This is a genomic window from Microbacterium flavescens (assembly GCF_018588945.1).
In the GTDB taxonomy this organism is placed as follows: domain Bacteria; phylum Actinomycetota; class Actinomycetes; order Actinomycetales; family Microbacteriaceae; genus Microbacterium; species Microbacterium flavescens.
In genome coordinates, this window is the sequence record NZ_JAFIWA010000001.1 from 44,782 (window position 1) to 70,214 (window position 25,433).

A 25,433-nucleotide genomic window follows, 5' to 3' on the forward strand; every position below is an offset into this window, starting at 1 on the left:
CCGGCCATGACCCAAGTGAGACGGGGGCTCTCGGCCGCGGCTGAGGCTTCCAGCGAGTCCCGACGACCGGATGGTCCGGTCGCTCGCGAGTTCGGATCGGCAGGGGTGCCGACCGGGAAATTGGAGAGAACGAATGAACAAGCGAGGACTGTTCGCACGTACCGCCGCCGGTGCGTTCGGCGGGATGCTGCTGATCGGCGTCGCGGGCGCCGCGATCGCCGACGAGGTCGGCAACGACCAGGTCGACGTCAACGTGAACATCGAGGCCGTCGAGCCCGTCGGCGCGCTGACGATGAGCGTCGCCAATGACTCGACGTCGCTGACCGAGGTCACCGCGGCCGATGACACCGAGTTCCGGGAGTTCACCGGAACCCTGCCGACCGTGACCGTCACCGACGACCGTGAAGAGGTGCCGGCCGGTGTGTTCTGGTACGTCAACGGCCAGTCGTCCGACTTCACCGCCACGGGCGGCCTGACCATCGGCGCTGAGAACCTCGGCTGGACGCCCGCGCTCGTCACTGAGGGCGACGGCGAGGTCGCCGCGGGCGACGGCACCGTGCCCGAACTCGACGAGCCCACGGCTCCGGGAAACAACGTCGGTCTCGCGGGCGCCGAGCTGCTCGCGCTGACCCTCGACTCCAACGAGGCGCGCACGGTCGGTTCGTGGTCGGCTGACGCCGACCTGAAGCTGAAGACCGCAGCTGACGTCGAGCCGGGCAGCTACTCGGCGACGATCACGCTGACGCTGTGGGAAGACGCGTACTGATCGCGCACCCGTCTTCATCGTGTTGAATCGGGTCGGGGCCGTGTAAGCGGCCCCGACCCTGACGTCTGGATCCATCGTGCTGTCCCACGCCTCCCGCTCTCGCCGAGCGCTTCGCACCCTCATCGGCCTGCTCGCCGGGCTCACACTGGCCGCGGGCGCCGCGGCGCCCGCTCTCGCCGATGACGACGCGCCCGACATCCGGTGGTCGGTGACGCCGGCGAATGAGTCCGGGCCGGACGGTCGCACCTTCGTCGAGAACACCCTCGATCCGGGGGAGTCGGTCGACGATCACTTCGCCGTCCGCAACGTGAGCGGCGAGACGGTCGAGTTCGCGCTGCTCGCCGCCGACGGCTTCTACACGAGCGCGGGCAGGTTCGACATCCTCCCGGCCGGCGAAGAGTCGGTCGACGCGGGCACGTGGATCTCGCTTCCCGAGTCCGTCACAGTGGGACCGGGCGAGACGGCCGTGGTGCCGTTCACCCTGACGGTGCCCGACAACGCCGAGCCCGGCGATCACGCCGCGGGCATCACGGCGTCCATCACCTCCGTCCAGGAGAGCGAAGACGGCACCGCCGTCGGTGTCGAGAGCCGCGTCGGCTTCCGCGTCACGACGCGAGTGACCGGGGTGCTCACACCGGAGGCGGCCGTCCAGGCTGTCGCCGGCGAATACACGCTCTCGTGGAACCCGTTCCGTCCGGGCGAGGTGCTGGTGGGCCTCGAGGTCGAGAACCGCGGGAACACCATCCTTCTGGCTGGAGGAACGGTCTCCGCGGGCGGCCAGAGCGCCGCCTTCCCGGCCGAGGGGGAGAACCCGCAGGAGCTCCTTCCCGGAGACACGCATCGCTTCGAAGTGCTCGTCGACGACGTTTGGCCGCTGTTCGTCGTGCCGGCGAGCGTCGTCGTCACGCCCACCGTCGTGACGATGGGCGGTGAGAGCTCCACCATGGAGCCGGTCACCGCCGATACGATCGTCTGGGCCGTGCCCTGGCCGCAGCTGCTGCTGCTGCTGGGCATCGCCCTTCTCATCCTCGCGTTGGTCTGGGGCCGCCGCCGATCCAAGAAAAGGCTCCAGGACATGCTCGATCAAGCCCGTGAAGAAGGCCGCCGCGCGAACGACGCGCCGGCGAACGACGCGTCGGCGGACGCCTCGTGAGCCGCGTGAGCAGGATGGCCGCGGCATCCGCTCTCATCGTCGCCGCCGTGCTCGCGCCCGGCGCAGCGCTCGCGGATGAGATCGAGGGCTCGGGCGGCGTGCTGGTCACCGTCGAGATCGATCCGATCCGCTGCGCGGTGGACTGCGGTGGCGGGGTGCTCCCGACCACCGGTGCGGACTACCCGGCTCTCTTCGTGTGGCTCGCACTCGTGCTCGTGGCTGCGGGCACGGCGCTGCTGATCGGGAGGCGTGTGCGCGCTTCCCAGAGCGGTTCGCGCGACGCGCCGGGCGTCGCGCCCTACTATGTGCTCAGCGGTCGGCATGCCGACGACGCGGCCGAGGGACTCCCGTTCACGGACGCGGCGGTTCCCTCGCGGGGTGACGCCCCCGGCCGCTCACGTCGAGCGAGGTAGGTCTCAGAATGTCGGAACAGATCGCCAAGGGCTGGCAGCGCCCGAGCATCTACGACGTAGCCAAGCAGGCCGGGGTCTCGCACATGACGGTGTCCCGCGTGCTGAACGGGCACCCCAACATCCGCGAGTCGACCCGGGAGCGCGTGCTCCAGGCCATCGATGAGATGAACTACACGCGCAGCTCGATCGCCCGGGCGCTCGCCACCCGCCGCGCCATGCGCATCGGCGTGCTCGTCGACAGCCCGGTCCAGTGGGGTCCGAACAGCACCCTCCGCGCGATCGAGAGCGCCGCGCGCGACGCCGGCTACGCGATCAGCGCGTTCTCGATCTCCGACGACGAGGAGTCGCAGAACGACACGGGCGTCGTCGAGCTGGTGACCCAGGGCGTGGACGCGCTGTGCGTCATCGCCCCCCGCGCGTCGTCCCTCGACATGCTGCGTCAGCAGAGCACCGGCCTTCCCACCCTCGTCATCAAGGCCGAGCCCGACCCCGAGATGCACACGGCCGCGGTCGACCAGCGCGCTGGAGCCATGACCGCGGTGATGCACCTGATCGAGCTGGGCCATCGCTCGGTCGCCCACCTCTCGGGTCCGCTGGACTGGTTCGACGCGCGCGCCCGCGAACAGGGATGGCGGGATGCCCTCGCCGACGCCGGCCTCCCGATCGCTCCGCCGGTCGTGGGCGACTGGACGTCGGACTACGGCTACTCGTTCGGCAAGACCTACGACTTCGCCGATGCGACCGCGGTGTTCGCGGCGAACGACCAGATGGCCCTCGGGCTCATCCACGGCCTGTCCGAGCGCGGTCTCCGCGTTCCTGAGGACATCAGCGTCGTCGGCTTCGACGACCTCCCCGACGCGCGCCACTTCCTGCCGCCGCTCACCACGGTCCGGCAGGATTTCGCCGCGCTCGGCGCCCTCGCGCTGCAGATCATCATTGCCGCGATCGAAGGCGAGGAAGTCACCGAGCACGACATCATCGAGCCCCGGCTGATCGTGCGCGGCTCGAGCGCGGCACCGCCCGCCTGACCTCTGCGGAAGGCGCCTCGACCCGGGTGGGAGAGGCGCCTTCGCCGTTCGTGACGGCGGAGGGATGTTGCCGCTCACGCAATCGTGTTAATGTTCGCGGTAACGGAGAAGTAACGAATCTGGAAGTTCCAGTTGCGCGCAGACATGTTAGCGCGCACAATGGACTCGCACACACCCGAGAGTGTCCCGCTGGGGCACCGGCACTTCCTCGCCGACCAAGAAGCGTCGGGGAGTCTCAAGGAGGAGAAGAGATGGCAAACAAGAAGCGGATGCTCGGCCTGATCGGCTTCGTCGGCGCGGGGGCCCTCGCCCTCGGTCTCGCCGGCTGCGCAGGCGGCGGCAACGGCGGCGGCGACAACGGCGACGGCGGCGACGCGGGTGGCGACGGCGAACTGACCACGGTCGGCTTCGTCGCGGTCGGCCCCGAGGGCGGCTGGCGCAACGCCAACGAGCAGGCGATCAAGGACGCGTTCTCCGAGGAGGCCGGCTTCGATCTGAAGTACGCTCCCGCGGCGAGCCCGACCGATCAGAAGTCGCAGATCGACGCGTTCGCGACGTTCGTGAACGACGAGGTCGACGTGATCCTCCTCACCGCGACCGAGGCGTCCGGCTGGGACGACTCGCTCGAGCTGGCCCAGGAGGCCGAGATCCCCGTCATCCTGCTCGACCGCGGCGTCGACTCCAGCGACGACCTCTACGTCACGCGCATCGCCCCCGACAACGTGAACGTCGCCGGCACCGTCGGCGAGTGGGCGGTCGAGACCTTCCCGGAGGGCGCGAGCTACTTCACGCTCGAGGGCGTCCCGGGCCTCTCGGTCGTCAACGAGCGGAACGAGGGCTTCGAGGCCGTCATCGAGGGCGCCGAGGGCTGGACCAAGATCGGCGCGCAGACCGCCAACTGGACCGCTGACGAGGGCAAGTCGGTCATCGAGACCGTCCTGCGCGAGAACCCCGACCTCCAGTTCATCTTCGCCCAGAACGACGAGATGGGCATCGGCGCGGCTGCTGCCGTGACCGCCGCCGGTCTCGCACCGGGCACCGACGTGAAGATCGCCACGATCGACGGCACCACGCCCGCACTCGAGGCACTCGCCGCCGGTGAGCTCAGCTTCGTCGCCCAGTACAACCCCTTCTTCGGCGACCTCGCCGTCGAGGCGGTCAACTCGGCACTCGCGGGTGACAGCGTCGAGAAGAACATCATCGTCCCCGGTGAGACCTTCGACTCGCCCGAGGCCGGCCAGGCCGCGATCGACGACGGCAAGGGCTTCTGATTCGACCCAGTCGACGAGACGATAACTGATGCGAGCGGGGGTCGCCGTTCCGGCGGCCCCCGCTCGTGCTCGTCTTCGCCCAGTACCCCCCTGCAGCAAAGGATCCACGCAGCCATGATCGAACCGATTGCGATCGTCGAAGTCCGCAACGCGTCCATCACCTTCCCGGGAGTGAAGGCGCTCGACGACGTCAGCTTCCGGCTGCTTCCCGGCGAAGTCCACACCCTCATGGGCGAGAACGGCGCCGGCAAGTCGACCCTCATCAAGGCGCTCACCGGCGTCTACCAGATCGACTCCGGCGAGATCGTCGTCGCCGGACAGGTGAGGCATTTCAACGGCACCGCGTCCGCTCAGGCCGCAGGCATCTCCACGGTCTACCAAGAGGTCAATCTCTGCACGAACCTCTCCATCGGCGAGAACGTCATGCTCGGACACGAGGTGCGGGATTGGACGGGCATCAACTGGCGCAAGACCCACGCCCGTGCCCGTGAAGCCCTGACCCGGATGGGACTCGGCGACCTCGACCCCCACGCGCCCCTGTCGTCGATCTCCATCGCACTTCAGCAGCTCGTCGCCATCTCTCGCGCGATGGTCACCGATTCCAAGGTGCTCATCCTCGACGAGCCCACGTCGAGCCTCGACGCCAATGAGGTCGAGGTGCTCTTCGACGTCATCCGCCGCCTTCGCGATCAGGGCGTCGCGATCCTCTTCGTCTCACACTTCCTGGATCAGGTGTACGCGATCAGCGACCGGATCACCGTCCTGCGGAACGGTCAGTTCGTGGGCGAGTACCTCAAGCGCGACCTCGACCGGACGCAGCTCATCTCGAAGATGATCGGCAAGGACTTCGAGTCGCTCCGTGCCCTCGGCTCCAACCGGCAGACGCAGCAGCGCGACCGGACCGTGACTCCGCTCTTCGCCGCCGACAACCTGGGTCGCAAGGGCGCGATCGAACCCACGGATCTCGAGATCCACGCGGGCGAGGTCGTCGGCTTCGCCGGCCTCCTGGGTGCCGGTCGCACCGAGCTCGCCCGGCTCGTCGCTGGCGCCGACAAGCCCGACAGCGGCACCATCCGGCTCCGCGGCAAGAAGGTCTCGCTCAACTCTCCCGTGGCCGGCCTCGCGCAGGGCATCGCGTATTCGACCGAGAGCCGCCGCGACGACGGCATCGTCGGCGACCTCAGCGTCCGCGAGAACATCATGCTCGCCGTACAGGCCCGCCGCGGCTGGCTCCGCCGCGTTCCCGCCCGCGAGGTCGACCAGCTGGTCAAGACCTACATGGAGCGCTTCAGTGTGCGGCCCAACGACCCCGACCGTCCGATCCGCCTGCTCTCGGGCGGCAACCAGCAGAAGGTGCTGCTCGGCCGGTGGCTGGCCACCAACCCCGACCTTCTCCTTCTCGACGAGCCGACGCGCGGAATCGACGTCGGCGCAAAGGCCGACATCCAGGAGACCGTCGCCGAGCTCGCCGAAGGCGGAATGGGCGTCGTGTTCATCTCCTCCGAACTGGAGGAGGTGGTCCGGCTCTCCGAGCGGATCGTCATCCTGAAGGACCACGAGAAGGTGGGCGAGGTCGTCAACGGACCGGAGGTCACCGCCGAGAGCATCGTCTCGATCATCGCCGCCGAGTCCGGCGACGAGGCGGAGAAGTCCGCGGATGCCCTCGTCGAAGAGGCCACTGCGGGAGACTCCGCTGCCAACCATGAAGGGAGCGCGTCGTGAACCGCGTCAAGACCGCGCTGCGCACGCCCTGGTTCTGGGGCCTCGTCGGCATCGCACTGCTGCTGCTGATCAACTCGATCAAGAATCCGGCCTACCTGGCGCTCAGCGTCAACCCCACGACGGGGATGCTGACCGGCAACCTGCTCGACATCCTCCGCGTCTCGGCGCCGATCATCATGATCGCGCTCGGCATGACGTTCGTCATCGCCACGGGAGGCATCGACCTCTCCGTCGGCTCGATGATGGCGGTCGGTGGGGCGGTCGCCATGGAGACTCTCCGCAGCCTGGACGGGTCCTCGCCGATCGGCGCGATGCTGGCGGCGATCGGCCTCGCGCTCGCACTGGCCATCGTCCTCGGAGCGATCAACGGCTTCCTGGTATCGGTCGTCGGGTTGCAGCCCTTCATCACGACGCTGATCATGATGCTCGCCGCCCGCGGCATCGCGCGCGTCGTGACCGGAGGCCAGAACACCAACGCCACGAACGAGCCGTTCCGTCTCCTCGCCAACGGGCAGATCTTCGGCATCCCCACGAGCTTCGTGGTCGCCATCGCGATCGTCGCCCTCATCGCCCTGGCGATGCGCCGGACGGCGCTCGGTCTCATGATCGAGTCGATCGGCATCAACCCGCATGCGAGCCGGCTCGCCGGCATCCGTCCGCGTCCGATCCTGTTCGGCGTCTACGTCCTCTCCGCCGCGCTCGCCGCGGTCGGCGGCCTGTTCAGCGTCTCGGAAGTGATGACGGTGAGCGTGGGCGGCACGGGCAACCTGATGGAGCTCGACGCCATCCTCGCCGTGGTCATCGGCGGCACCTCGCTCGCCGGCGGCAAGTTCTCGATCGTGGGCTCCACGATCGGAGCGCTCCTCATCGCGACCCTGAACAAGACCGTGCTCTTCCTCGGCGTCCCCGCTGCGGCCACGCCGGCGTTCAAGGCCGTCGTCATCATCGTCCTCGTGCTGCTGCAGTCCGAGCGCGTGCGCTCCTGGGCCCTCGGGCGCGGGAAGCCGCCGCGCACACCCAGCGGACCGACTCGACCCGCAGCGGAACAGGGCACGCCGCCCGTCTCGAAGGAGGCCGTCGCATGAGCTCCTCGCGCACGCTCGCCGAAGCCATTCCCCCCGTCCCCAACCTGCCGGAGACCAAGAACACCGCCGTCGCCGGTCGCCTGGCGCGACTGTGGGAGCGCAATCAGACGCTGATCCCCACGCTCGCCGCATTGGTGCTGCTGTTCGGCATGCTCATCTACGCCGAGGTCGCGTACGGCAGGGTGTTCCACGCCGGAACCATGTCGAGCCTCCTGATCAGCTTCGCGCCGACGATCATCCTGGCCGTCGGAATGACGATCGTGATCGTGTCGGGCGGCATCGACCTGTCGGTCGGTGCGGTGGTCGCGTTCAGCTCGGTCGCCGGCGTCATGCTCATGAACATCGGCATCGACGGCTGGCTCTCGATGCTGCTCATGATCCTGTTCGGCGCGCTCTTCGGAGTGATCGCCGGCGTCATGATCCAGTACTTCAACGTGCAGCCGTTCATCGCGACGCTCGCGATGATGTTCCTCGCGCGCGGACTGGCCTCGATCCTCTCGACCACGCCCGTGCAGGCCCCCGAGAACTCGCCGATCCACCTGCTCGCCACGGACTGGAAGATCATCGACGGCCCGAAGGTGAACGACCTCACCGTGACGCCGGGCCTGATCATCGCCGTGCTCGTCGTGCTCGGCGGGATGTTCTACCTGCACCGCACCCGCAGCGGGCGCACGGTGTACGCGATCGGCGGCAGCGAGTCGTCCGCTGGGCTGATGGGCCTGCCGGTCGCGAAGACCCGCGTCGGGATCTACATCATCTCCGGTGCGCTGTCGGGTCTGGCAGCGATCGTGTACACCGCGGAAGTCGGCGGCAAGGCGCAGAACGTCACCGGCATCGGCTGGGAACTCGACGCGATCGCCGCCGTCGTCATCGGCGGGACGCTGCTCACCGGCGGCTACGGGTACATCCTCGGCTCCGTCGTCGGCGTGTTCGTGATCGCGGCCATGCGCCTCATCATCACCAAGGACGGCACGATCAACCCCGAGTACCTCACGATCATCACCGGCGCCGTGCTGCTCGTCTTCGTGCTGCTGCAGCGCGTGCTGACGAGGCGGAGGGCCCACTGATGACCGACCTCACGCCCGAGGTCCAGGCATCCGTCGATGCTGTCCGCGCCGACGTCGCGAAGCTCCATGGCGAGTTGGTGCGGTACAACCTCATCGTCTGGACGGGCGGCAACGTGTCGGGTCGCGTGCCCGGCGCCGACCTCTTCGTGATCAAGCCGTCGGGCGTCTCGTACGACGACCTCGCTCCCGAGAACATGATCCTGTGCGACCTCGACGGCAACGTCATCCCCGGCACTCCGGGGAGCGACCGCAGCCCGTCGAGCGACACCGCGGCGCACGCGTACGTGTACCGCCACATGCCCGACGTCGGGGGAGTGGTGCACACCCACTCGACGTTCGCAGTGGCGTGGGCGGCGCGCGGTGAGGAGATCCCCTGTGTGATCACGGCCATGGCCGACGAGTTCGGCGGGCCGATCCCCATCGGGCCGTTCGCGATCATCGGCGACGACTCGATCGGCCGGGGAATCGTCGAGACGCTGTCGGGCCACCGCTCGCGAGCGGTGCTGATGCAGAACCATGGTCCGTTCACGATCGGCGTCTCGGCCAAGGACGCCGTCAAGGCCGCGGTCATGGTGGAGGACGTCGCCCGAACCGTGCACTATGCGCGCGAGGCCGGGCCGCTGATCCCCATCCCGCAGGAGGCGATCGACCGCCTGTACGACCGCTACCAGAACGTGTACGGGCAGTCGGGCGACGAGCGCCGCGACGCAGAGGAGCAGTCATGACGTCGGAGGCGGCACAGGCGATCCTCGACGGCCGCACCGCGCTCGGCATCGAGCTCGGCTCGACGCGCATCAAGGCCTGCCTCGTGCTCGCCGACGATCCGTCGACGGTGATCGCCGTCGGCAGCCACGCCTGGGAGAACCGCTTCGTCGACCGGCTGTGGACCTACGACATCGACGATGTGTGGGCCGGCCTGCAGGCCGCATACGCCGACCTCGTCGCCGACGTGCGCGATCGGCACGACGTCGGGCTGGAGGCGGTCGGCGCCATCGGCGTCTCGGCGATGATGCACGGCTACCTCGCGTTCGACGAAGAGGGCGAGCTGCTCACACCGTTCCGCACCTGGCGCAACACCAACACCGACCGATCGGCCGCCGTGCTGTCGGAGCTCTTCGGGGTCAACATCCCGCTGCGGTGGTCTGTCGCGCACCTCTACCAGGCCGTGCTCGACGACGAGCCTCACGTGACCGACGTCGACTTCTTCACCACGCTCGCCGGCTACGTCCACTGGAAGCTCACCGGGCGGAAGGTCCTGGGTGTCGGCGACGCGTCGGGCATGTTCCCGATCGACACGGTCACGCACGACTACGACGCCGACATGCTGCAGAAATTCGATCGTCTCGTCTCCGAGCGCGCGTACGGACTGCAGGTCGCGGAGCTCCTTCCCGAGGTCCTCGACGCCGGCCGGCATGCAGGCGACCTCACGCCCGAGGGCGCGGCGCTGCTCGACCCGAGCGGGACGCTGCGCCCCGGTGCGCCGCTGTGTCCGCCCGAGGGCGACGCCGGCACCGGCATGGTGGCCACGTGCTCGGTCGCGCCCCGCACCGGCAACGTGAGCGCCGGCACGAGCATCTTCGCGATGGTGGTCCTCGAGCGGCCGCTCGAGCGGGTGCACCACGAGCTCGACGTCGTGACCACCCCCGCCGGCGACCCGGTCGCCATGGTGCACTGCAACAACGGTGCGAGCGAGCTCGCCGCCTGGGTCAGCCTCTTCGACCGCTTCGCCACGGTGGGCGGCGGACAGCTCCACGAGGATGACGTCTTCGAGGCGCTCTTCCGCGAGGCGCTCGACGGTGACCCGGATGCGGGCGGCCTGCTCGCGTACAACCATCTTGCCGGCGAGCCGATCGCGGGGCTGGCGGAGGGTCGTCCGCTGTTCGTGCGAACGCCCGACAGCCGCCTCACGCTCGCGAACTTCATGCGCGCGCAGATCTACGGCGTCTTCGGCACACTCGCGCTCGGCATGCGCGTGCTCGAAGAGGAAGGCGTCGCGCTCGACCGCATGTTCGCGCACGGCGGCATGTTCCGCACCGCCGGTGTGGCGCAGCGCTTCCTCGCCGGAGCGCTGGACGCGCCGGTGGCGGTGGCCGAGACGGCCTCCGAGGGCGGCGCGTGGGGCATCGCGGTGCTCGCGGCGTACCTCGGCGAGGCATCCGATCTCCCTCTCGACGCGTACCTGCGTGATCGCGTGTTCGCCGACGCGCAGTTCGACACCGTGAAGCCCGACCCCGAAGACGTGCCCGGGTTCGCCGCCTACCTCTCGCGCTATCGCGCCGGACTCGCCGTGGAGCGAGCCGCCGTGCAGGCACTCTGAACCCCTCCCCGGAAGACCCAGAAGGACATCCCCATGACCCGTCAGCCTCTCGCCACCAGCCTCGACTCGTACGAGGTGTGGTTCGTCACAGGCAGTCAGAACCTCTACGGCGAGGAGACGCTGCGTCAGGTGGCCGAGCAGTCCCAGGCCGTGGCCGACGGACTGGGCGGTCTGCCCGTCAAGGTGGTGTGGAAGCCGGTCCTGAAGGACTCCGATTCCATCCGGCGCCTGGCCCTCGAGGTCAACGGCCGTGACGACGTCATCGGCGTGATCGCGTGGATGCACACGTTCAGCCCGGCGAAGATGTGGATCTCGGGCCTCGACGCGCTCCAGAAGCCGCTGCTCCACCTGCACACGCAGGCCAACGTCGAGCTGCCGTGGGCCGACATCGACTTCGACTTCATGAACCTCAACCAGGCCGCGCACGGCGATCGCGAGTTCGGGTACATCCAGACGCGTCTCGGCGTGGCACGCAAGACGGTCGTCGGCCACGTGTCGAACCCGGTCGTGGTGCAGCAGGTCGAGGACTGGCAGCGCGCGGCCGCCGGCTGGGCCGCGGTGCGCACTCTCAAGCTCGCCCGTTTCGGCGACAACATGCGCTACGTCGCGGTCACCGAGGGCGACAAGACCGAGGCCGAGATCCGCTTCGGCGTGCAGGTCAACACGTGGGGCGTCAACGAGCTGGTCGAGGCCGTCGAGGGCGCGAGCGAGGCGGATGTCGACGCCCTGGTCGCCGAGTACCTCGACGCGTACGACGTGGCCGACGAGCTGAAGCCGGGCGCCGAGCGTCACCAGTCGCTGCGTGACGGCGCTGCGATCGAGCTCGGGCTGCGCTCGTTCCTCGAAGAGGGCGGCTTCGGCGCCTTCACGACCTCGTTCGAAGACCTCGGTGCGCTGAAGCAGCTTCCCGGTCTTGCGGTGCAGCGCCTCATGGCCGAGGGCTACGGGTTCGGCGCCGAGGGCGACTGGAAGACCGCGATCCTCGTGCGCGTCGCCAACGTGATGGGCGCCGGACTCCCTGGCGGCGCGTCGCTGATGGAGGACTACACCTACGACCTCGTGCCCGGCTCGGAGCGCATCCTCGGCGCCCACATGCTCGAGGTGTCGCCGTCGCTGACGACCGCGAAGCCGCGCCTCGAGGTGCACGAGCTCGGCATCGGCGGAAAGGACGACCCGGTGCGCCTGGTCTTCACGGCCGACGCCGGACCGGCGCTCGTGGTCGCGATGAGCGACATGCGCGACCGCTTCCGCCTCGTCGCCAACGTCGTGCAGAACGTCGACGCGCCCGATCTGCCCAAGCTCCCCGTCGGCCGCGCCGTGTGGGAGCCCGCGCCCGACTTCGCGACCAGCGCCGCCTGCTGGCTCGCCGCGGGCGCCGCCCATCACACCGTGATGACGACTGCCGTCGGCATCGATGTGTTCCGCGATTTCGCTGAGATCGCCAAGACCGAGCTCGTCGTGATCGACGAGGACACCACCGTCCGCGGCTTCCAGCGCGAGCTGCGCTGGAACCAGGCGTACTACCGGCTCGCTCAGGGCTTCTGAGCAGCCACACACCACCCGACCCGAGGGGGGCCTCACCGATGAGACCGCAATCGCCACCGTCCACTCGCGCACCGCGCCGGCGTTCCGCACGCCGCGCGGTCGCGGCATCCGTCGCCACCGCCCTCGCGGTCTCGGTCATGGGCCTCACCGCCCCTCTGGCCGCGAACGCCGCGGTCGTCCCGGCGCCGAGCGCGCACTACGACATGTCGCACTCGGGCACGTCGCTGCTCGACGTGTCGGGCAACGGCCGCAATGCGACGCTCTCCGGTCTCACGGACGCGTCGTTCGCCCAGGCGGGCGCCGATGACATCCTGCGCTTCCGCGCGGACGGCTATGCGTCGCTCCCCAAGGGCCTGGTGACGGGCACCGACAACAACTTCACCGTCGAGTACACCGTCTCGAGCCAGACCTCGGGGAACCACTTCGGCTGGGTCATCGGCGACGGCGTCGGCCCCTGGAACACCACGCAGCTCGGTAACCACGTCTTCCTGAGCCCGCGCTCCTCGCAGGGCGGCTACACCAACCAGGTGCTCGCGGCCATCCGCGTGAAGACCCCCGAGGGCAACGGCGAGACGCGCATGCCGGCGGGCGGCGGCCTGAACCCCGGCTTCACGACCCTCACCATGGTCGGATCCGGCAACACCCTCACGCTGTACCGCGACGGCGTCGTGATGTCGACGCTGACGCACGACAAGTCGATGAGCGCGATCATCCCGAGCGGCAACGTGCTCGGCTACCTCGGCCGCTCGCTCTACCAGGGCGACTCGCTGCTGCGCGCCGACGTGTCCGACGTCAAGTTCTGGGACGTGGCGCTGACCGCCGAGGAGGTCTCGAGCAGCATGCCGAGCGCCGCAGACAAGACGGCTTCGACCGCGGCACTGCTGCGCGGAGACGTGCTGGCGAACATGCTGGGTGCGAACCCGTCGCTCGCTCAGGTGTCCACCAACCTCACGCTCCCGGCCTCGGTCAACGGCGTCACCCTCACGTGGGCGTCGTCGAACCCGGCTGTGATCTCCACGGCCGGCGTGGTGTCACGGGCGATCACCGACAACACCGTCGTCACGCTCACGGCGACGACGTCGCTCGGAAGCACGCTGACGTTCGACGCGACGGTGCTGGCCCCGAGCGTGTCGGCGGACCTCGACGCGATCACGCTCGCGGACCGGTCGACCGAGCACCTCCCGCTCGCGACGAAGGGCGCGGTCAACGGCGCGTCGATCACCTGGACGTCGTCCGATCCTGAGCTGGTGACACCCACGGATGCCTCCTACCAGGCTCCGGCCGTCGGTGCACCCGATCCCTTCCGCGGCGGCGGCCTCGTCGCACGCCCGGCGTACGGCGAAGGCGACCGCGAAGTGACGCTCACCGCGACTGCGACCCTCGGCGGCCGCACCGCCGAGCGCACCTTCGAGGTCACCGTGGCAGAGGAGGGCCGCTGGGCCCCCGACGCCGGGTACGCAGCGGCGTACTTCAAGTCCGACGGCGACGAGAAGATCTACCAGGCGGCCACGGCCGGCAACGACTTCTTCTCGTTCTCGCCGGTCAACGCCGGTGCTCCGGTGATCACGTCGACCGCCGACACCCGAGGTCTGCGCGACCCGTACATCCTCCGTTCGAAGGACGGCGACAAGTACTACATGGTCGCCACCGACCTGTGCATCAGCTGCGGCACCGGATGGGGTCCCGCCCAGTCGGCCGGAAGCCTGAAGATCAACGTCTGGGAGTCGACCGACCTCGTCCACTGGACGCGCACCAACGGCGTCAACTCGGCGATCACGGTGAACCAGCCGCGCGCCGGCATGACCTGGGCGCCTGAGGCGTACTGGGACGACGCGCTGCAGTCGTACGTGGTGCACTTCTCGTCACGCCTGTACGCGGACGAGTCGCACACCAACGGCGACAACCTGCACGCTCGGGTCTTCTACGTGCTCACGCGCGACTTCCAGACGTTCACGTACCCGCCGGTCGAATGGCAGAACACCGGATACGCGCGCATCGACTCCACGATCCAGAAGATCGACGACTACTACTACCGCTTCACCAAGAACGAGGACGGCGGCGCCGCCGACGGGCTCGAGATCGGCAAGGACATCTTCCTCGAGCGTTCGAAGGTGCTCACGGCTCCGACGACACGCTCGGACTGGAACGCCGACCCGGAGACCACCTGGCAGCTCACCGACACCTACATGACGCGGCTGGAGACCAATCAGGTGGGTGAAGGGCCGCAGATCGTCAAGCTGAACGAGGGCGACCCGAACAACACGGCCTCCAACGACGGCTTCGCGTTCCTCGTGGACAACTTCGCCGCCGGTGGCTACCGCGCGTTCGTCACCACCGGCGCCGAGATCGCCAGCAGCAGCCAGAGCGACCGTCTGTCGCGCCGCGCGGACTGGAACGTGCGCCCGGTCGGCGGGCTTCCCGCCAGCCCGCGCCACGGCTCGTTCGTGAGCGTGACGCAGACCGTGCTCGATGCGATGCACGACTGGACGGATGTCGCGGCCGTGCCCTCCACGACGGCGCTGACCGCCGAGGACCGCGTTGCGACCGCCGAGGTCACCGCCGAGGACGGCGGCGAGGTGGCGGGCACCGTCACCTTCTCGGGCGGGTCGTGGTCCGAGACGGTCGACCTCGAGGCCCGCTCGGCGTCGGTCACGGTCCCGGCCGGAGTGGGCAGCGTCACCGCCCACTACGACGGCTACGCCGATGGGGCCGTGAGCCCTTCGACGTCCTCGGCCATCTCGTTCGGCCTCGAGCTGACCGCGTCGGCCACGACGCGCTGCATCTCGGGGAAGGTCACCGAGGTCGTCAGCGTCACCAACGCCGACGACGCGGCGGCCACCGTCAGGATCGCCGGTGCCTACGGCAGCAAGACGGTCACCGTCGCCGCGGGCAAGACCGTGTCCGCCTCGTTCACGACACGCGTCGCCTCGATCGCGGCGCACGCCGTGTCGATCACGGGTGAGGCCGCCGACGGCCGCACCCACACCTCCACGGTGACGGTCGCGGCCGCCACCTGCCAGTAGACCGACGACGGAGGGCCCGCGGCGCAGGTCGCGGGCCCTCCGCCTGTGGCGGGATACTGGGACTCTCCCCACACACCACCTGAGGATCTGAACCCATGGCACGCATCCCCTCGTCCGGCACCCAGCACGCGCTCCGCGCGGGCGACTACGAGGCGGTCATCGCCAGCGTCGGAGCCACGCTCCGCTCGCTCACCTACGACGGGCGCGATCTGGTCGTGCCGTTCGAGGCCGATGAGGTGCGTCCCGGCTACCGCGGGGCCACGCTCGCTCCCTGGCCGAACCGCGTCGTCGACGGCCGCTACACGTTCGGCGGCGAGGAGCGCCGCCTGGCGCTGAGCGAGCCGGCGCGCTCGCACGCGCTCCACGGCCTCGTCGCCTGGCTCGACTTCGAAGCCATCGACAAGGGGCCCGACCACGTCACCCTGGCCGCCGTCGTGCAGCCGCAGACCGCCTACCCGTGGCGCCTGGTCGTGAAGACGACCTTCTCGCTCGGCCCCGACGGCCTGACGCAGACCGTCACCGCCCGCAACGAGAGCAGTGCGCCCGCGCCGTGGGGCACGGGGCCGCACCCGTACCTCGTCGCCGGCGCCGGTCGCGTCGACGACTGGACGCTCGAGCTCCCGGCCGACGAGGTTCTCGCCGTCACGCCCGATCGGCTCATCCCGACCGACCTCGTGGCGGTCGACACCGACGACCCCGAGCGGTTCGACTTCCGTTCGGCACGACGCATCGGCGCCGTCGAGATCGACCACGCGTACACCGCCCTCTCGCGCGGTGACGACGGCATCGCCACCGTCCGCGTCACCGACGACTCCGGTGCCGGCGTGGAGTTGGCGTGGGATGCCGCGTGCCCGTGGGTCCAGATCCACACGGCCGACAAGCCCGACGCGGCGCAGAGCCGCCTGGGCCTGGCCGTCGAGCCCATGACGTGTGCTCCCGACGCGTTCAACGCCCCGAACTACTCCTTCGACGCCGGGCTGATCGTCCTCGAGCCCGACGCGTCCACGGAGGCCTCCTGGCGGATCGCCGCGATCGGCTGACCGGCGCGGCTGAGCCCGCCGAAGGGGTTCGGTGGCACCCTCGCCCCTTCGGCGGGCTCAGGGTCCGTCAGTGGTGCCCGGGATCGAGGATCCCGTGCTCCCCGTGCGGCACCGCGCTGCGGCCCGCATCCGTCGCGGCCAGGGCAGGCGTCACCAGGGCGGCGACGACGACCGACGCCGCCACGATCGCCCAGACGCGCGGGGGAGCGGCATCCGCTCGCCCGTCACGAGCCCGCAGCCGCGTGGCGCACGCGAGCGCCGTGGCGAGCAGGAGGAGGGCGGCCGCGGCGACCGCCGCGATGCTGGTCCGCACCGGATCCGCCGCGAGCACCGCTGCACCGGCGGCGATGCCGGCGAGACTTGCCGCGACACCCGTCCGCGGGACGACCAGGCGTCCGCGGACGAGCGTCGCGGCTCCCCAGGCGAGTGCGCCGGCGCCGAGAGCGACGAGGACGACGCCGGCCCCCCGGGCGGCACCCCCCCTGCGTCACAGCTCCCGCGCCCAGCGCGAGCTCGATGAGGCCCGCACCCCACGCCGCGACGGCCGCCCCCGACAAGAGGCCGCCGCGGACGGCCGCACGCATCCGGTGCGCCTGCGAAGAGGCGTCCGGACTCGCATGGCCCGACGTGAGCGCGGTGGTCATGATCTCTTCCGTCCGGCCGTCAGACCGTGCGGTTCGACGTGTCGGCGCGGACGCCGCGCTCCGCACCGAGCCCGACTCCGAGCAGCACCAGCGCGGTGGCGAGGTGCAGGAAGTGGTCGGCCGTGTTCAGCGCGAGGATGTTGAGCTCGGTGTCGACGAGGAAGAATCCGACGACGCCCAGCAGCAGGTAGACCGCACCGACGGTGATGTTCACGGCCTTGGCAGCGCGCGCGTTGCTGAGGCCGGCGATGAGGAGCGCAGCGCCGATCAGGAGGTGCACGATGTTGTGGAACGGGTTGACCTCGAAGATGCCGAGGAGCAGCTCGCCCTCGGTGGCGAGGAACTCGACGCCGGCCGTGACGGCGAAGCCGAGGGCTCCGACGAGGAGGTAGACCGCGCCGAAGATGACGGCGACGAGGCGGTTCGGTGACGAGCGCATGAGCGTTCTCCTGTTCGTTGGCGGCGGACGCCGCGTGCTGTGACTGTTCGGACTGCGCACCGGATCGGTTTGCACGATCCGGAATGAGTGCACGCACGACGGTAGGTGCAGCGGACGAATGGACCGGGGGGCTTGCGCAGGCGCTGGAACGCTTGGTAGGCGCACTCCACCACGCGGGCGGCCCGCCGCCGGGTCTCAGGCGGCAGGACTCAGCGGACGGGCGTCGTCGTGTCGATCGCCTCGCGGAGCGGCCGGCGCATCGGCGCCCAGTAGCCGGTCGGGGTGAGGCGCGTCAGCACGTCGACGAGGCGGGCCTCGCGCCCGATCATCACGCGCGCCCGCCGGCGCACGGTCGCCTCGACGATGCGCACCGCGGCATCGGCGGGCTCCGTGTGGTACATCGCGGCCTGCGCGGCGGCGGCGCGCTCGGCGACAGCCGGGTCGATGGCGGCCGCGAACCGGCCGCGACCGATGATCCCGGTCTTGACCCCTGCCGGGTAGATCGCGCCGACGCTCACGGTCGACCGCTCGAGCTCGTGTCGCAGCGCCTCGGTGAACCCCCGGACGGCGAACTTGCTCATCGCATACGGGATCCGCCCCGCCGGTGCCGCCAGCCCGTAGATGCTCACCAGGTGCGTGATGTGCGCGGCCGGCTCACGGCGCAGCGCGGGCAGGAGCGCCTGCGTGATGTTGACGGTTCCCCACAGATTGACGTCCATCAGCCAGCGCATCTCGTCCATCGTGAGCTGGTCGATGTCGCCGAGCATGGACGATCCGGCGCACGTGATCAAGGCCTGGATGCGGGGGTGGGATGCCTCGACCTCGGCGGCGAGTGCGGTGACAGCGGCGTCGTCGGTGAGGTCGACGACGTGGGAGGTGTGCCCGGTTCCGGTCAGCCGGGCACGGGTCGCCTCGAGACCCTCCGCATTGCGGTCGACGAGCGCCAGCTTCGCGCCCCGGCGGGCCAGCTCGAGTGCGACCTCGGCGCCCATCCCGCTCGCCGCACCGGTGATCACCGTCGTCGTGCCGCGCACCTCGAGCCGCCGTATCCGCGCCATGTCCGTCCCTCTCGTCCTCATCGACCGTCCCCAACGATTGTCGCGGACTCGCGACGGCCTCGCTGACGCTAGCCTCGATGCAGGAGGTGCGATGGGGAAGACCGCGGAGGCGATCGCCGAAGGTGTGTCCATCGCGTCCGCCGCGGCGCGGCTGGCGGTGCGCAACCACATCCTGGTCGAGACGATCGCCCACGACGAGACCTTCGAGCTCGCCCGGGTCGCGCCGTTCGCCCACGACACCCTCGTCGCGCTCGCCGAGGAGCAGGAGGAGGCCGCGGCGCTGGCCAAGCGCCTGCGCAAGAAGGCGTGGGGCAAGTTCACCGACCCCGACGGCACCCACGACTACCGCGACCGCGATACCCGCAACCTCCGCAAGCGGTACCAGCAGTACATCGGCGTGGCCAAGGAGCTCCGCCGCATCGCCGACGACCCGCACGCCGTGCGCACCCTGGTCGAGCAGGCGAGGGATGCCGCATGGGGCGACGTCGAGGCGAACCTCGAACGCCGGCTCATCGTGGAGGGAATGCGGCCCGATCTTGATCCCGACTACGAGAAGCTGCGGGCGGCGCGGATGCAGTCGCTCCGGCTCGTCGACCTGCCGCGCCTCGCCGCCCACCGGCGCCAGGCCGTCGAGGCCGAGTCGGAGGGGGATGCCCCCGACGTCACACCGTCGCCGCGTGCGTCGGGCATCGACCTCAGCGAGCTCGACGCCTGACGTCGGACCGTCGGCGTACGCTCGGCGGCATGGACGTCGATGCCGCCGGCCACCCGATGAGGTTTCCGCCCGACCACCCGCTGAGCGTGCGCGTCCGGGAGCTGTGCATGCCCTACCCCGAGGCGGCCGAAGTCATCTCCCACGGACGCTGCACCTTCCGTGCGGGCAAGCGGCAGTTCGCCATCGTCGGCGCCGCGCACGACGACGACGGGGCGGTGGAGTTCATTCCGGATGCCGGTGAGCGACCGGCTCTGCTCGAGCGGGACGACATCTTCGTACCGCCGTACGAGGGGGCGTACGGCTGGCTCGCGCTGCGGATCACGCCCGACTCGGGCGATTGGACGCTGCTCGCCGAGCTCCTCGACACCTCGTACCGGCAGGTCGCGCTCCAACGCCAGCTGCGCGCACTCGACGCGCGCTGACGTCGTGGTCCATCGGGCGGACACGCCCGGGATCGGGGCGGCAGGGTGCTCGATTCGCTCCGTGACGCGCCGTCGGGTATTCTGGACGCTGGCCCGCGCGAGAGTGCAGGCCGAGCGCCCGTAGCTCAATGGATAGAGCATCTGACTACGGATCAGAAGGTTAGGGGTTCGAGTCCCTTCGGGCGCGCACTGTGTTGAGACAGTACCAATGAGAGAAGCGCCGGTTCGCCGGCGCTTTTCTTGTTCCCGGCCGGTGCCGTGGTCACCCGAGCTCCAGGCTCGTGATGCCGAACACCTCGGGGTGTTCGAACACCGGCGGTTCCGACGTGTACATGCGTGCGGTCTCGAAGCTGGGGGTCCACCCGCAGTCGGCGGCCCAATCGGCGGCGATCGCGTTGATGCCGGGCACATCGACCGCCACGGTCGTCGCCCCGGCGGCCGACGCGAGGTGCGAAACGAGCGCCTCGGCGATCTGCGGGGACTCGGCGAACAGCGGACCCACGCGCGACGCCGCCGGTGCGGATCGCAGCACGGCGAACCCGACGATCTCGCCGTCACGCCGAGCGACCGCTGCGGACCGCTCGGGAAGAGTGATCCACGCCGCGAGGAAACCGGACCGGCGCGCACCGAAGTGCCGATGGTCGTAGTCGTCGAGCTGGTCGAACGGAATCGATCGTGCGTCGACGATCTCGATTCCCGTCGGTGTGGCGACCGTCGGTGGAGCGCCCTCGAATCGCTGAGTGGACCACGCCAGACGGAATCCCGACGCGCGGTAGTTGGCCTGCTGGGCGGGCACGCCGTCCAGTCCGATGCCTCTGCCGTGAACCCGGGCGAGCCCTGCCTGCCACGTCTGCATGCCGTAACCCCGACCGCGCACCTCGGGCCGGGCGATGTACATGCCCAGGAAGGCGAGATCGTCGCCGTACCGGACGACGGAGATGCAGGTCACCGGCCGTCCGTCGAGCCTCCCCATCAGGAAGCCGGTCGGATCCGCGCCGAAGAACGCATCGCTGTCGGTGACACCGGGGTTCCAGCCCTCGTCCGCTGCCCAGCGCGCCATCAGCCTGACGTCGGCCGCACTTGCGACGGAGACCGAGAACCCCACGTCCGCGATCGTAGCGCGGCCGCGGCGCCGCGACCCGAAGCGGACTGCGGGTGCGCCGTCAGAGGCGCTCGCGGACGATCCGAGCGGTCGCGACCGGGTCGGGGCGGTGCATGACCGACTCGGGCACGATCACGAGTTCCGCGTCGGGCATCGCCTCGGAAAGCCGGTCGGCCGCCGTCACCAGAAGAGGGAACGTCTGCTCTCCCCGCAGGATCGTCACGGGCGCGGTCACCGTCAGCATTTCGCTCGAAGGCGTGGACACCTGCGCCGTGAGGCGTGCGTCGTAGACCGTCGACTGGGCGAGCGGGACAAGTGCGGCGAAGTGCTCGCTCTGCCGGATGCCCGCGACCATGTCGCGCGGCAGGCCCACGCCCTCGAGCTGGAACGTGACGACGGCGTCCTCACTCCGGCCGTCGTCGACGAGCCGCTGCAGCCGATCGGCGAGCTCGGGGCCGGGCTCGTCCTCGCCGAAGCGGAACGGCGGCTCGGAAAGGAACAGCGCGGTGATCGGCACGCCCTGCGACGCGGCATACAGCGCGAGCACGGCACCGGACGAGTGACCGAGCACCGCGGCCTGGCCGCCGATCGCCTCGATCACCGCCGCGAGATCGGCTGCTTCGTCGGCCGGCTGAGAGTCGCGCTTGTCACCGCTCGAGCCGCGGCCGCGTCTGTCGACCGTGACGGCGCGGGAGCCGGCATCCGCAAGTGCCGCAGCCAGCCGGCCGGCGTCTGCGGCAAGCGAGAACGCTCCGCCCACGATCACGACGGGGGGACCGTCGCCCACGTGGCCGAAGCAGATCGCGGTTCCGTCTGCAGAGGTGGTCGTCTCCATGCCGCTACCGAATCACGGGCCGCCGACACCGGCAAGGTGCTCGAAGGCGACATCGGGGCCGGCTCCGATCGGAGCCGGCCCCGGTTGCGCCTGCGTCAGCGGGTGGTGCGAGTGCTGTTGCGGCGGGCGAAGAAGACGTACAGCCCGAGCACGATGATCGCGCCGATGATGGAGCCGATGATGCCGGCCGGCTGCAGGAAGCCGCCGTTCGGGTCACTGCCGAAGATCAGGAAGCCCAGGAAGCCGCCGACGAACGATCCGACGATGCCGAGCACGATGGTCATCAGGATGCCCATGCTCTGCTTTCCGGGGATGATCGCGCGGGCGATCAGTCCGGCGATCAGGCCGATGATGATGAGACCGAGAATTGTCCAGAGCATGATTCCTCCTCCGTTGTGAGCTCCGCCGGGGTGCGCGGTGCTCGTCATGCGTCCGTCACGCTAACAAGGTGCTGACTGTTCGCGCCGACCTATACCCAGCGGGCCCCAGACGCGGTACTATCCGCGCCGTGACGTCGGGAAGGGCACGGAATCCGGTCACTCGCGGGATCGATGCGGGCCGCTGTCGGCGCGCTGGATCACGATCGGAACCGCCACCGCCGCGCTGATGCACAGGATCCCCGCGATGAAGATCAGCCCGGGGAGGATGGGCGATGCGAAGGAGACGCCCACGAGGTACATGCCCCCGAGAAGCAGGATGATGTAGAGAGCGAAGAGCATGGTCGACCTCCGGTTTTGCTCGATGGGGCCTACTCTTGCGCACCTGCCTTGCGGCCGGGAGTGGGCTTGACATCGGGCGCCGGACTGCTCGCCGGCACACGCGCTGGTGCGCGGCATCCGCTCGGGTGAGAATGTGCCGCATGAGACTCGTGCAGATCGCCCAGCACGCCGACGACCTCGACCGGGCCGCGGATTTCTACACCGCACTGCTCGAGACGCCGCCCACGGCGCTGTTCGACCCTCCCGGGCTGCTCTTCTTCGACCTGGACGGCGTGCGCCTGCTCCTCGACCGCAACGCCCCGACGTCGCTCGTCTACCTGCACGTGCACAATGTGCACGAGGTGCTCGAGCGGCTCGACGGCATCGTCGACGTGGTCTCCAGGCCGCACGTCATCTTCCGGCACGAGGACGACGCACTGGGGCCGTCGGGGCACGACGAGTGGCAGGCGTTCATCCGCGATTCCGAGGGCAACACCGTCGGCCTGATCGCGTTCCAGCGTCCGTAGCGCTCGCTCCGCGGCATCCATCCCGACAGAATGGGCGAGTGGATGCCGCGTTCCCCGCCTTGACCGAGATGCCCGCCCCGCAGTTCGTCATGTCGGCGGAGGGGCATCGCATCGCCACGTACTCCTGGGGCGACGGCGACGGACCGACCGTGCTGTGCGTGCACGGCTTCGCATCGAGCTGCCGGGACAACTGGGTCAACACCGGGTGGGTGCGCGACCTCACCCGCGCGGGCTTCCGGGTGCTCGGGGTGGATCAGCGCGGTCACGGCGCGAGCGACAAGCCCCATGAGCCCGAGGCGTACGGCATGGACGCGCTCGCCGCCGATCTGGTGGCCGTGCTCGACACGTACCTCCTCGACTCGGTGCTGTACGCGGGATACTCGCTCGGCGCGCGCGTGGGGTGGCAGCTCGCCGTGAACGCGCCCGAGCACGTGGATCGCGCAGTGCTCGGCGGCATCCCCGACGGCCGCCCGCTCGCGCGGCTGCAGATCGAGCAGGCGCGCGCGTACGCCGAGCACGGCACGCCGGTCGAGGATCCGGTCACGCGCAACTACGTCACTCTCGCGGAGCGCGTGCAGGACAACGACCTCCGTGCGCTGATCGCGCTCGCCGAGGGGATGCGCCTGGGTGACGCCGATCCCGATCCGGCGCACCCGCCGCAGCAGACCGTCCTGTTCGCCACGGGATCGGAGGATGCGATCCTCGAGCGGTCGCGTCGGCTCGCCGCGTCGACGCCGCACGGCGAGTTCGTCGAGCTGCCCGACCGGCACCACTTCAACGCACCGGGATCCCGCGTCTTCCGGAAGGTGGCGGTCGAGTTCTTCGAAAAGCACTGAGCGCTCGCGCACTGTGCGCCCTGAGCGCGTCAAGGCGAGGCATCCTGCTCATCTCGATGTCATCACGGTGGGCAGTCTGCCGTTGCGACAGCGTAGCCTGGAAGGGTGAGCGCCTACGTCTCGGCGTTCGAGCTGTTCTCCATCGGTGTAGGACCCTCGAGCTCCCATACGGTCGGCCCCATGCGGGCCGCCCTCGATTTCGTCGTCCGTCTGCGCGAGGAGGGACTGCTCGACTCCGTCGCGCGCGTCACGTGCACGCTGTACGGCTCGCTGGGTGCGACGGGCATCGGCCACGGCACGCCCGACGCCATTGTGGCAGGGCTGACGGGACTCGAGCCCGAGACCGTCGATCCTGATGACGTGCGGTCGGCGTGGGCTGCCTGGCGCGAAGGCGCCGAACTGCCGCTGGCCGGCACGCACGCGATCGCCTTCGCCAAGGACGACGTGGTGTTCGAGCCGCGCACCCGGCTGCCCGGACACCCCAACGCCATGACGCTCGAGGCCTGGTCGACGGCCGGCGCCGCGCGACCGAGACGGATCGGAGCGGATGCCGCGGCCTCGGCCGTCCGCGAGACCGGTGCGGCGTTCGCCCTCGGCTCCGGCGCCGCCACCACCTCGGTCGACCTCGCCGGCGACGACCACGGGCTGGTGCTTCGCGAGACCTACTACTCCGTCGGCGGCGGGTTCATCCGGCGCGAGGGTGAGCCGCCCCGCGTACGGGCGGCGAGCTTCCCGCTGGACTACCGCACGGCCGACGAGCTCATCGCGCTGTGCGACGAGCACGGACTGACCATCGCAGAACTGGCGCGGATCAACGAGGAGGCGCTGCACGACGACGAGCAGATCGCCGCAGGACTCGACGCCATCTGGGACGCGATGGCCGGCTGCGTAGAGGTGGGACTCCATGCCGACGGCGTGCTGCCCGGGATGCTGCAGGTCAAGAGGCGGGCCGGCGCGATCCGGGTGCAGCTCGACGCCGCCGAGGCCGACGGCCGCCGGGAGCTGCCGGGCGAGTGGCTGGGCGCGTTCGCGCTCGCCGTGAACGAGGAGAACGCCGCGGGAGGCCGCGTCGTCACCGCTCCGACCAACGGTGCTGCGGGCATCCTGCCGGCCGTGGCGATGTACTGGTGGCGGTTCCTCGCCGACTCGGGGCTCGGTGCAGGCAACGCCGTCACGCCCTACGGCGAGCTGGTCGGCAGTGCGCTGCTCGGCTACGACGGCCACGCGGCTGTGCGCGACCAGGCGGAAGGCTGGGACGACGCGGCTGTGGCCGAGGCGAACCGCCGCCGAGGCATCCGTCGCTTCCTGCTCACCGCGACCGCGCTGGGATCGCTGTTCAAGGCGAATGCGTCCATCTCGGGTGCCGAGGGCGGCTGCCAGGCCGAGGTCGGTTCGGCGTGCGCGATGGCGGCGGGCGGCCTCACGGCCGTCATGGGCGGCACCAACCGGCAGATCGAGAACGCCGCCGAGATCGCGATGGAGCATCACCTCGGCCTCACGTGCGACCCGGTGGGCGGCCTCGTGCAGATTCCCTGCATCGAGCGCAACGCGATCGCCGCGTCGACCGCAGTCACCGCCGCGCGGCTGGCGCTGCGCGGCGACGGCTCGCACTACGTCTCGCTCGACGCGGTCGTCGAGACCATGCGGCAGACGGGCATCGACATGTCGCACAAGTACAAGGAGACGAGCGAGGGCGGTCTCGCGGTGAACGTCATCGAGTGCTGATT

General features: G+C 70.0%; 25 protein-coding genes and 1 tRNA gene. 19 read left to right on the forward strand and 7 right to left on the reverse strand.

Features of this window, described 5'->3' with window-relative positions:
- The first annotated feature begins 133 nt into the window (after positions 1-133).
- From JX005_RS00105 to JX005_RS00165, 13 genes are all read left to right on the forward strand, one after another.
- Positions 134-766, forward strand: a complete 633-nt coding sequence (locus JX005_RS00105) for a hypothetical protein (RefSeq protein ID WP_214465281.1) — start codon at positions 134-136, stop codon at positions 764-766.
- 76 nt (positions 767-842) lie between these two features.
- The gene (locus JX005_RS00110) at positions 843-1,919 is read left to right on the forward strand and encodes a DUF916 domain-containing protein (protein WP_214465282.1); all 1,077 of its coding nucleotides are present in this window, start codon (positions 843-845) and stop codon (positions 1,917-1,919) included.
- A gap of 5 nt (positions 1,920-1,924) precedes the next feature.
- Positions 1,925-2,332, forward strand: a complete 408-nt coding sequence (locus tag JX005_RS00115; protein WP_214465284.1) for an LPXTG cell wall anchor domain-containing protein — start codon at positions 1,925-1,927, stop codon at positions 2,330-2,332.
- A gap of 8 nt (positions 2,333-2,340) precedes the next feature.
- Positions 2,341-3,360, forward strand: a complete 1,020-nt coding sequence (locus JX005_RS00120; RefSeq protein ID WP_214465285.1) for a LacI family DNA-binding transcriptional regulator — start codon at positions 2,341-2,343, stop codon at positions 3,358-3,360.
- Between the two features lie 251 nt (positions 3,361-3,611).
- Entirely contained in the window at positions 3,612-4,631 is a 1,020-nt protein-coding gene (locus JX005_RS00125) for a substrate-binding domain-containing protein (protein ID WP_214465287.1), read from the forward strand.
- 114 nt (positions 4,632-4,745) lie between these two features.
- The gene (locus JX005_RS00130) at positions 4,746-6,353 is read left to right on the forward strand and encodes a sugar ABC transporter ATP-binding protein (RefSeq protein ID WP_214465289.1); all 1,608 of its coding nucleotides are present in this window, start codon (positions 4,746-4,748) and stop codon (positions 6,351-6,353) included.
- Positions 6,350-7,438 carry an ABC transporter permease gene (locus JX005_RS00135; protein WP_214465291.1) on the forward strand — a complete coding sequence of 363 codons (1,089 nt, stop codon included), beginning with the start codon at positions 6,350-6,352 and terminating at the stop codon, positions 7,436-7,438. The genes JX005_RS00130 and JX005_RS00135 overlap by 4 nt, the downstream gene beginning before the upstream one ends.
- Positions 7,435-8,505, forward strand: coding sequence for an ABC transporter permease (locus JX005_RS00140; RefSeq protein WP_214465294.1), 1,071 nt, complete (start codon positions 7,435-7,437; stop codon positions 8,503-8,505). Before JX005_RS00135 ends, JX005_RS00140 begins: the two co-directional genes overlap by 4 nt.
- Positions 8,505-9,230 (forward strand): L-ribulose-5-phosphate 4-epimerase, encoded by a 726-nt coding sequence (locus JX005_RS00145; RefSeq protein WP_214465295.1) that lies wholly within the window; start codon positions 8,505-8,507, stop codon positions 9,228-9,230. The genes JX005_RS00140 and JX005_RS00145 overlap by 1 nt, the downstream gene beginning before the upstream one ends.
- Entirely contained in the window at positions 9,227-10,822 is a 1,596-nt protein-coding gene (locus JX005_RS00150; RefSeq protein WP_214465296.1) for a xylulokinase, read from the forward strand. The genes JX005_RS00145 and JX005_RS00150 overlap by 4 nt, the downstream gene beginning before the upstream one ends.
- Before the next feature lie 33 nt (positions 10,823-10,855).
- A complete protein-coding gene (araA, locus tag JX005_RS00155; protein WP_214465298.1) occupies positions 10,856-12,367 on the forward strand; it encodes an L-arabinose isomerase in 1,512 nt (503 codons plus the stop codon).
- Between the two features lie 38 nt (positions 12,368-12,405).
- Positions 12,406-15,390 carry an immunoglobulin-like domain-containing protein gene (locus tag JX005_RS00160; RefSeq protein ID WP_214465300.1) on the forward strand — a complete coding sequence of 995 codons (2,985 nt, stop codon included), beginning with the start codon at positions 12,406-12,408 and terminating at the stop codon, positions 15,388-15,390.
- 95 nt (positions 15,391-15,485) lie between these two features.
- Positions 15,486-16,430 (forward strand): aldose 1-epimerase family protein, encoded by a 945-nt coding sequence (locus tag JX005_RS00165; protein WP_214465302.1) that lies wholly within the window; start codon positions 15,486-15,488, stop codon positions 16,428-16,430.
- 67 nt (positions 16,431-16,497) lie between these two features.
- Here JX005_RS00165 and JX005_RS00170 read toward each other — a convergent pair whose 3' ends face one another.
- From JX005_RS00170 to JX005_RS00180, 3 genes are all read right to left on the reverse strand, one after another.
- Positions 16,498-16,743 (reverse strand): hypothetical protein, encoded by a 246-nt coding sequence (locus JX005_RS00170; RefSeq protein WP_214465304.1) that lies wholly within the window; start codon positions 16,741-16,743, stop codon positions 16,498-16,500.
- A 350-nt stretch (positions 16,744-17,093) separates the two neighbouring features.
- Entirely contained in the window at positions 17,094-17,513 is a 420-nt protein-coding gene (locus tag JX005_RS00175) for a DUF4383 domain-containing protein (RefSeq protein ID WP_214465306.1), read from the reverse strand.
- A 209-nt stretch (positions 17,514-17,722) separates the two neighbouring features.
- On the reverse strand, positions 17,723-18,571 hold the full coding sequence (locus JX005_RS00180) for an SDR family NAD(P)-dependent oxidoreductase (RefSeq protein ID WP_246533376.1): 849 nt from the start codon (positions 18,569-18,571) through the stop codon (positions 17,723-17,725).
- A 91-nt stretch (positions 18,572-18,662) separates the two neighbouring features.
- On the opposite strand from JX005_RS00180, the gene JX005_RS00185 reads away from it, so the two are divergent.
- From JX005_RS00185 to JX005_RS00195, 3 genes are all read left to right on the forward strand, one after another.
- Positions 18,663-19,286 (forward strand): asparagine synthase, encoded by a 624-nt coding sequence (locus JX005_RS00185; RefSeq protein WP_214465308.1) that lies wholly within the window; start codon positions 18,663-18,665, stop codon positions 19,284-19,286.
- A 29-nt stretch (positions 19,287-19,315) separates the two neighbouring features.
- Complete coding sequence (locus JX005_RS00190; RefSeq protein ID WP_214465310.1) at positions 19,316-19,708, forward strand: MmcQ/YjbR family DNA-binding protein; 393 nt, start codon at positions 19,316-19,318, stop codon at positions 19,706-19,708.
- 114 nt (positions 19,709-19,822) lie between these two features.
- Positions 19,823-19,895 (forward strand) — tRNA-Arg (locus JX005_RS00195).
- 75 nt (positions 19,896-19,970) lie between these two features.
- On the opposite strand, the gene JX005_RS00200 is transcribed toward JX005_RS00195, so the two are convergent.
- The 4 genes from JX005_RS00200 to JX005_RS00215 form a co-directional block, all read right to left on the reverse strand.
- Positions 19,971-20,813, reverse strand: coding sequence for a GNAT family N-acetyltransferase (locus JX005_RS00200; RefSeq protein ID WP_214465311.1), 843 nt, complete (start codon positions 20,811-20,813; stop codon positions 19,971-19,973).
- A 58-nt stretch (positions 20,814-20,871) separates the two neighbouring features.
- The gene (locus JX005_RS00205; RefSeq protein ID WP_214465312.1) at positions 20,872-21,645 is read right to left on the reverse strand and encodes an alpha/beta fold hydrolase; all 774 of its coding nucleotides are present in this window, start codon (positions 21,643-21,645) and stop codon (positions 20,872-20,874) included.
- Positions 21,646-21,740: 95 nt separating this feature from the next.
- Positions 21,741-22,025, reverse strand: a complete 285-nt coding sequence (locus JX005_RS00210; RefSeq protein ID WP_214465313.1) for a GlsB/YeaQ/YmgE family stress response membrane protein — start codon at positions 22,023-22,025, stop codon at positions 21,741-21,743.
- Positions 22,026-22,181: 156 nt separating this feature from the next.
- Positions 22,182-22,364, reverse strand: coding sequence for a hypothetical protein (locus JX005_RS00215; protein ID WP_214465314.1), 183 nt, complete (start codon positions 22,362-22,364; stop codon positions 22,182-22,184).
- Positions 22,365-22,504: 140 nt separating this feature from the next.
- Between JX005_RS00215 and JX005_RS00220 the strand changes: the two genes are divergently transcribed.
- The 3 genes from JX005_RS00220 to JX005_RS00230 all read left to right on the forward strand — a co-directional run bounded on the left by JX005_RS00220 (position 22,505) and on the right by JX005_RS00230 (position 25,431).
- Positions 22,505-22,870: a VOC family protein gene (locus tag JX005_RS00220; RefSeq protein ID WP_214465315.1), complete on the forward strand. Its 366-nt coding sequence runs from the start codon at positions 22,505-22,507 to the stop codon at positions 22,868-22,870.
- Positions 22,871-22,908: 38 nt separating this feature from the next.
- A complete protein-coding gene (locus tag JX005_RS00225; protein ID WP_307858463.1) occupies positions 22,909-23,706 on the forward strand; it encodes an alpha/beta fold hydrolase in 798 nt (265 codons plus the stop codon).
- A 105-nt stretch (positions 23,707-23,811) separates the two neighbouring features.
- Positions 23,812-25,431: an L-serine ammonia-lyase, iron-sulfur-dependent, subunit alpha gene (locus JX005_RS00230; protein WP_214465316.1), complete on the forward strand. Its 1,620-nt coding sequence runs from the start codon at positions 23,812-23,814 to the stop codon at positions 25,429-25,431.
- Positions 25,432-25,433 lie beyond the last annotated feature (2 nt).

What these genes read in the sequence shown, in the direction of transcription:
- JX005_RS00105 (WP_214465281.1), top strand. Translation starts at nt 134, where the DNA reads ATGAACAAGCGAGGACTGTTCGCACGTACCGCCGCCGGTGCGTTCGGC.
- JX005_RS00120 (WP_214465285.1), top strand. Translation starts at nt 2,341, where the DNA reads ATGTCGGAACAGATCGCCAAGGGCTGGCAGCGCCCGAGCATCTACGAC.
- JX005_RS00125 (WP_214465287.1), top strand. Translation starts at nt 3,612, where the DNA reads ATGGCAAACAAGAAGCGGATGCTCGGCCTGATCGGCTTCGTCGGCGCG.
- JX005_RS00130 (WP_214465289.1), top strand. Translation starts at nt 4,746, where the DNA reads ATGATCGAACCGATTGCGATCGTCGAAGTCCGCAACGCGTCCATCACC.
- JX005_RS00140 (WP_214465294.1), top strand. Translation starts at nt 7,435, where the DNA reads ATGAGCTCCTCGCGCACGCTCGCCGAAGCCATTCCCCCCGTCCCCAAC.
- JX005_RS00145 (WP_214465295.1), top strand. Translation starts at nt 8,505, where the DNA reads ATGACCGACCTCACGCCCGAGGTCCAGGCATCCGTCGATGCTGTCCGC.
- JX005_RS00150 (WP_214465296.1), top strand. Translation starts at nt 9,227, where the DNA reads ATGACGTCGGAGGCGGCACAGGCGATCCTCGACGGCCGCACCGCGCTC.
- araA (WP_214465298.1), top strand. Translation starts at nt 10,856, where the DNA reads ATGACCCGTCAGCCTCTCGCCACCAGCCTCGACTCGTACGAGGTGTGG.
- JX005_RS00160 (WP_214465300.1), top strand. Translation starts at nt 12,406, where the DNA reads ATGAGACCGCAATCGCCACCGTCCACTCGCGCACCGCGCCGGCGTTCC.
- JX005_RS00165 (WP_214465302.1), top strand. Translation starts at nt 15,486, where the DNA reads ATGGCACGCATCCCCTCGTCCGGCACCCAGCACGCGCTCCGCGCGGGC.
- JX005_RS00175 (WP_214465306.1), bottom strand. Translation starts at nt 17,513, where the DNA reads ATGCGCTCGTCACCGAACCGCCTCGTCGCCGTCATCTTCGGCGCGGTC.
- JX005_RS00180 (WP_246533376.1), bottom strand. Translation starts at nt 18,571, where the DNA reads ATGGCGCGGATACGGCGGCTCGAGGTGCGCGGCACGACGACGGTGATC.
- JX005_RS00185 (WP_214465308.1), top strand. Translation starts at nt 18,663, where the DNA reads ATGGGGAAGACCGCGGAGGCGATCGCCGAAGGTGTGTCCATCGCGTCC.
- JX005_RS00190 (WP_214465310.1), top strand. Translation starts at nt 19,316, where the DNA reads ATGGACGTCGATGCCGCCGGCCACCCGATGAGGTTTCCGCCCGACCAC.
- JX005_RS00205 (WP_214465312.1), bottom strand. Translation starts at nt 21,645, where the DNA reads ATGGAGACGACCACCTCTGCAGACGGAACCGCGATCTGCTTCGGCCAC.
- JX005_RS00210 (WP_214465313.1), bottom strand. Translation starts at nt 22,025, where the DNA reads ATGCTCTGGACAATTCTCGGTCTCATCATCATCGGCCTGATCGCCGGA.
- JX005_RS00215 (WP_214465314.1), bottom strand. Translation starts at nt 22,364, where the DNA reads ATGCTCTTCGCTCTCTACATCATCCTGCTTCTCGGGGGCATGTACCTC.
- JX005_RS00220 (WP_214465315.1), top strand. Translation starts at nt 22,505, where the DNA reads ATGAGACTCGTGCAGATCGCCCAGCACGCCGACGACCTCGACCGGGCC.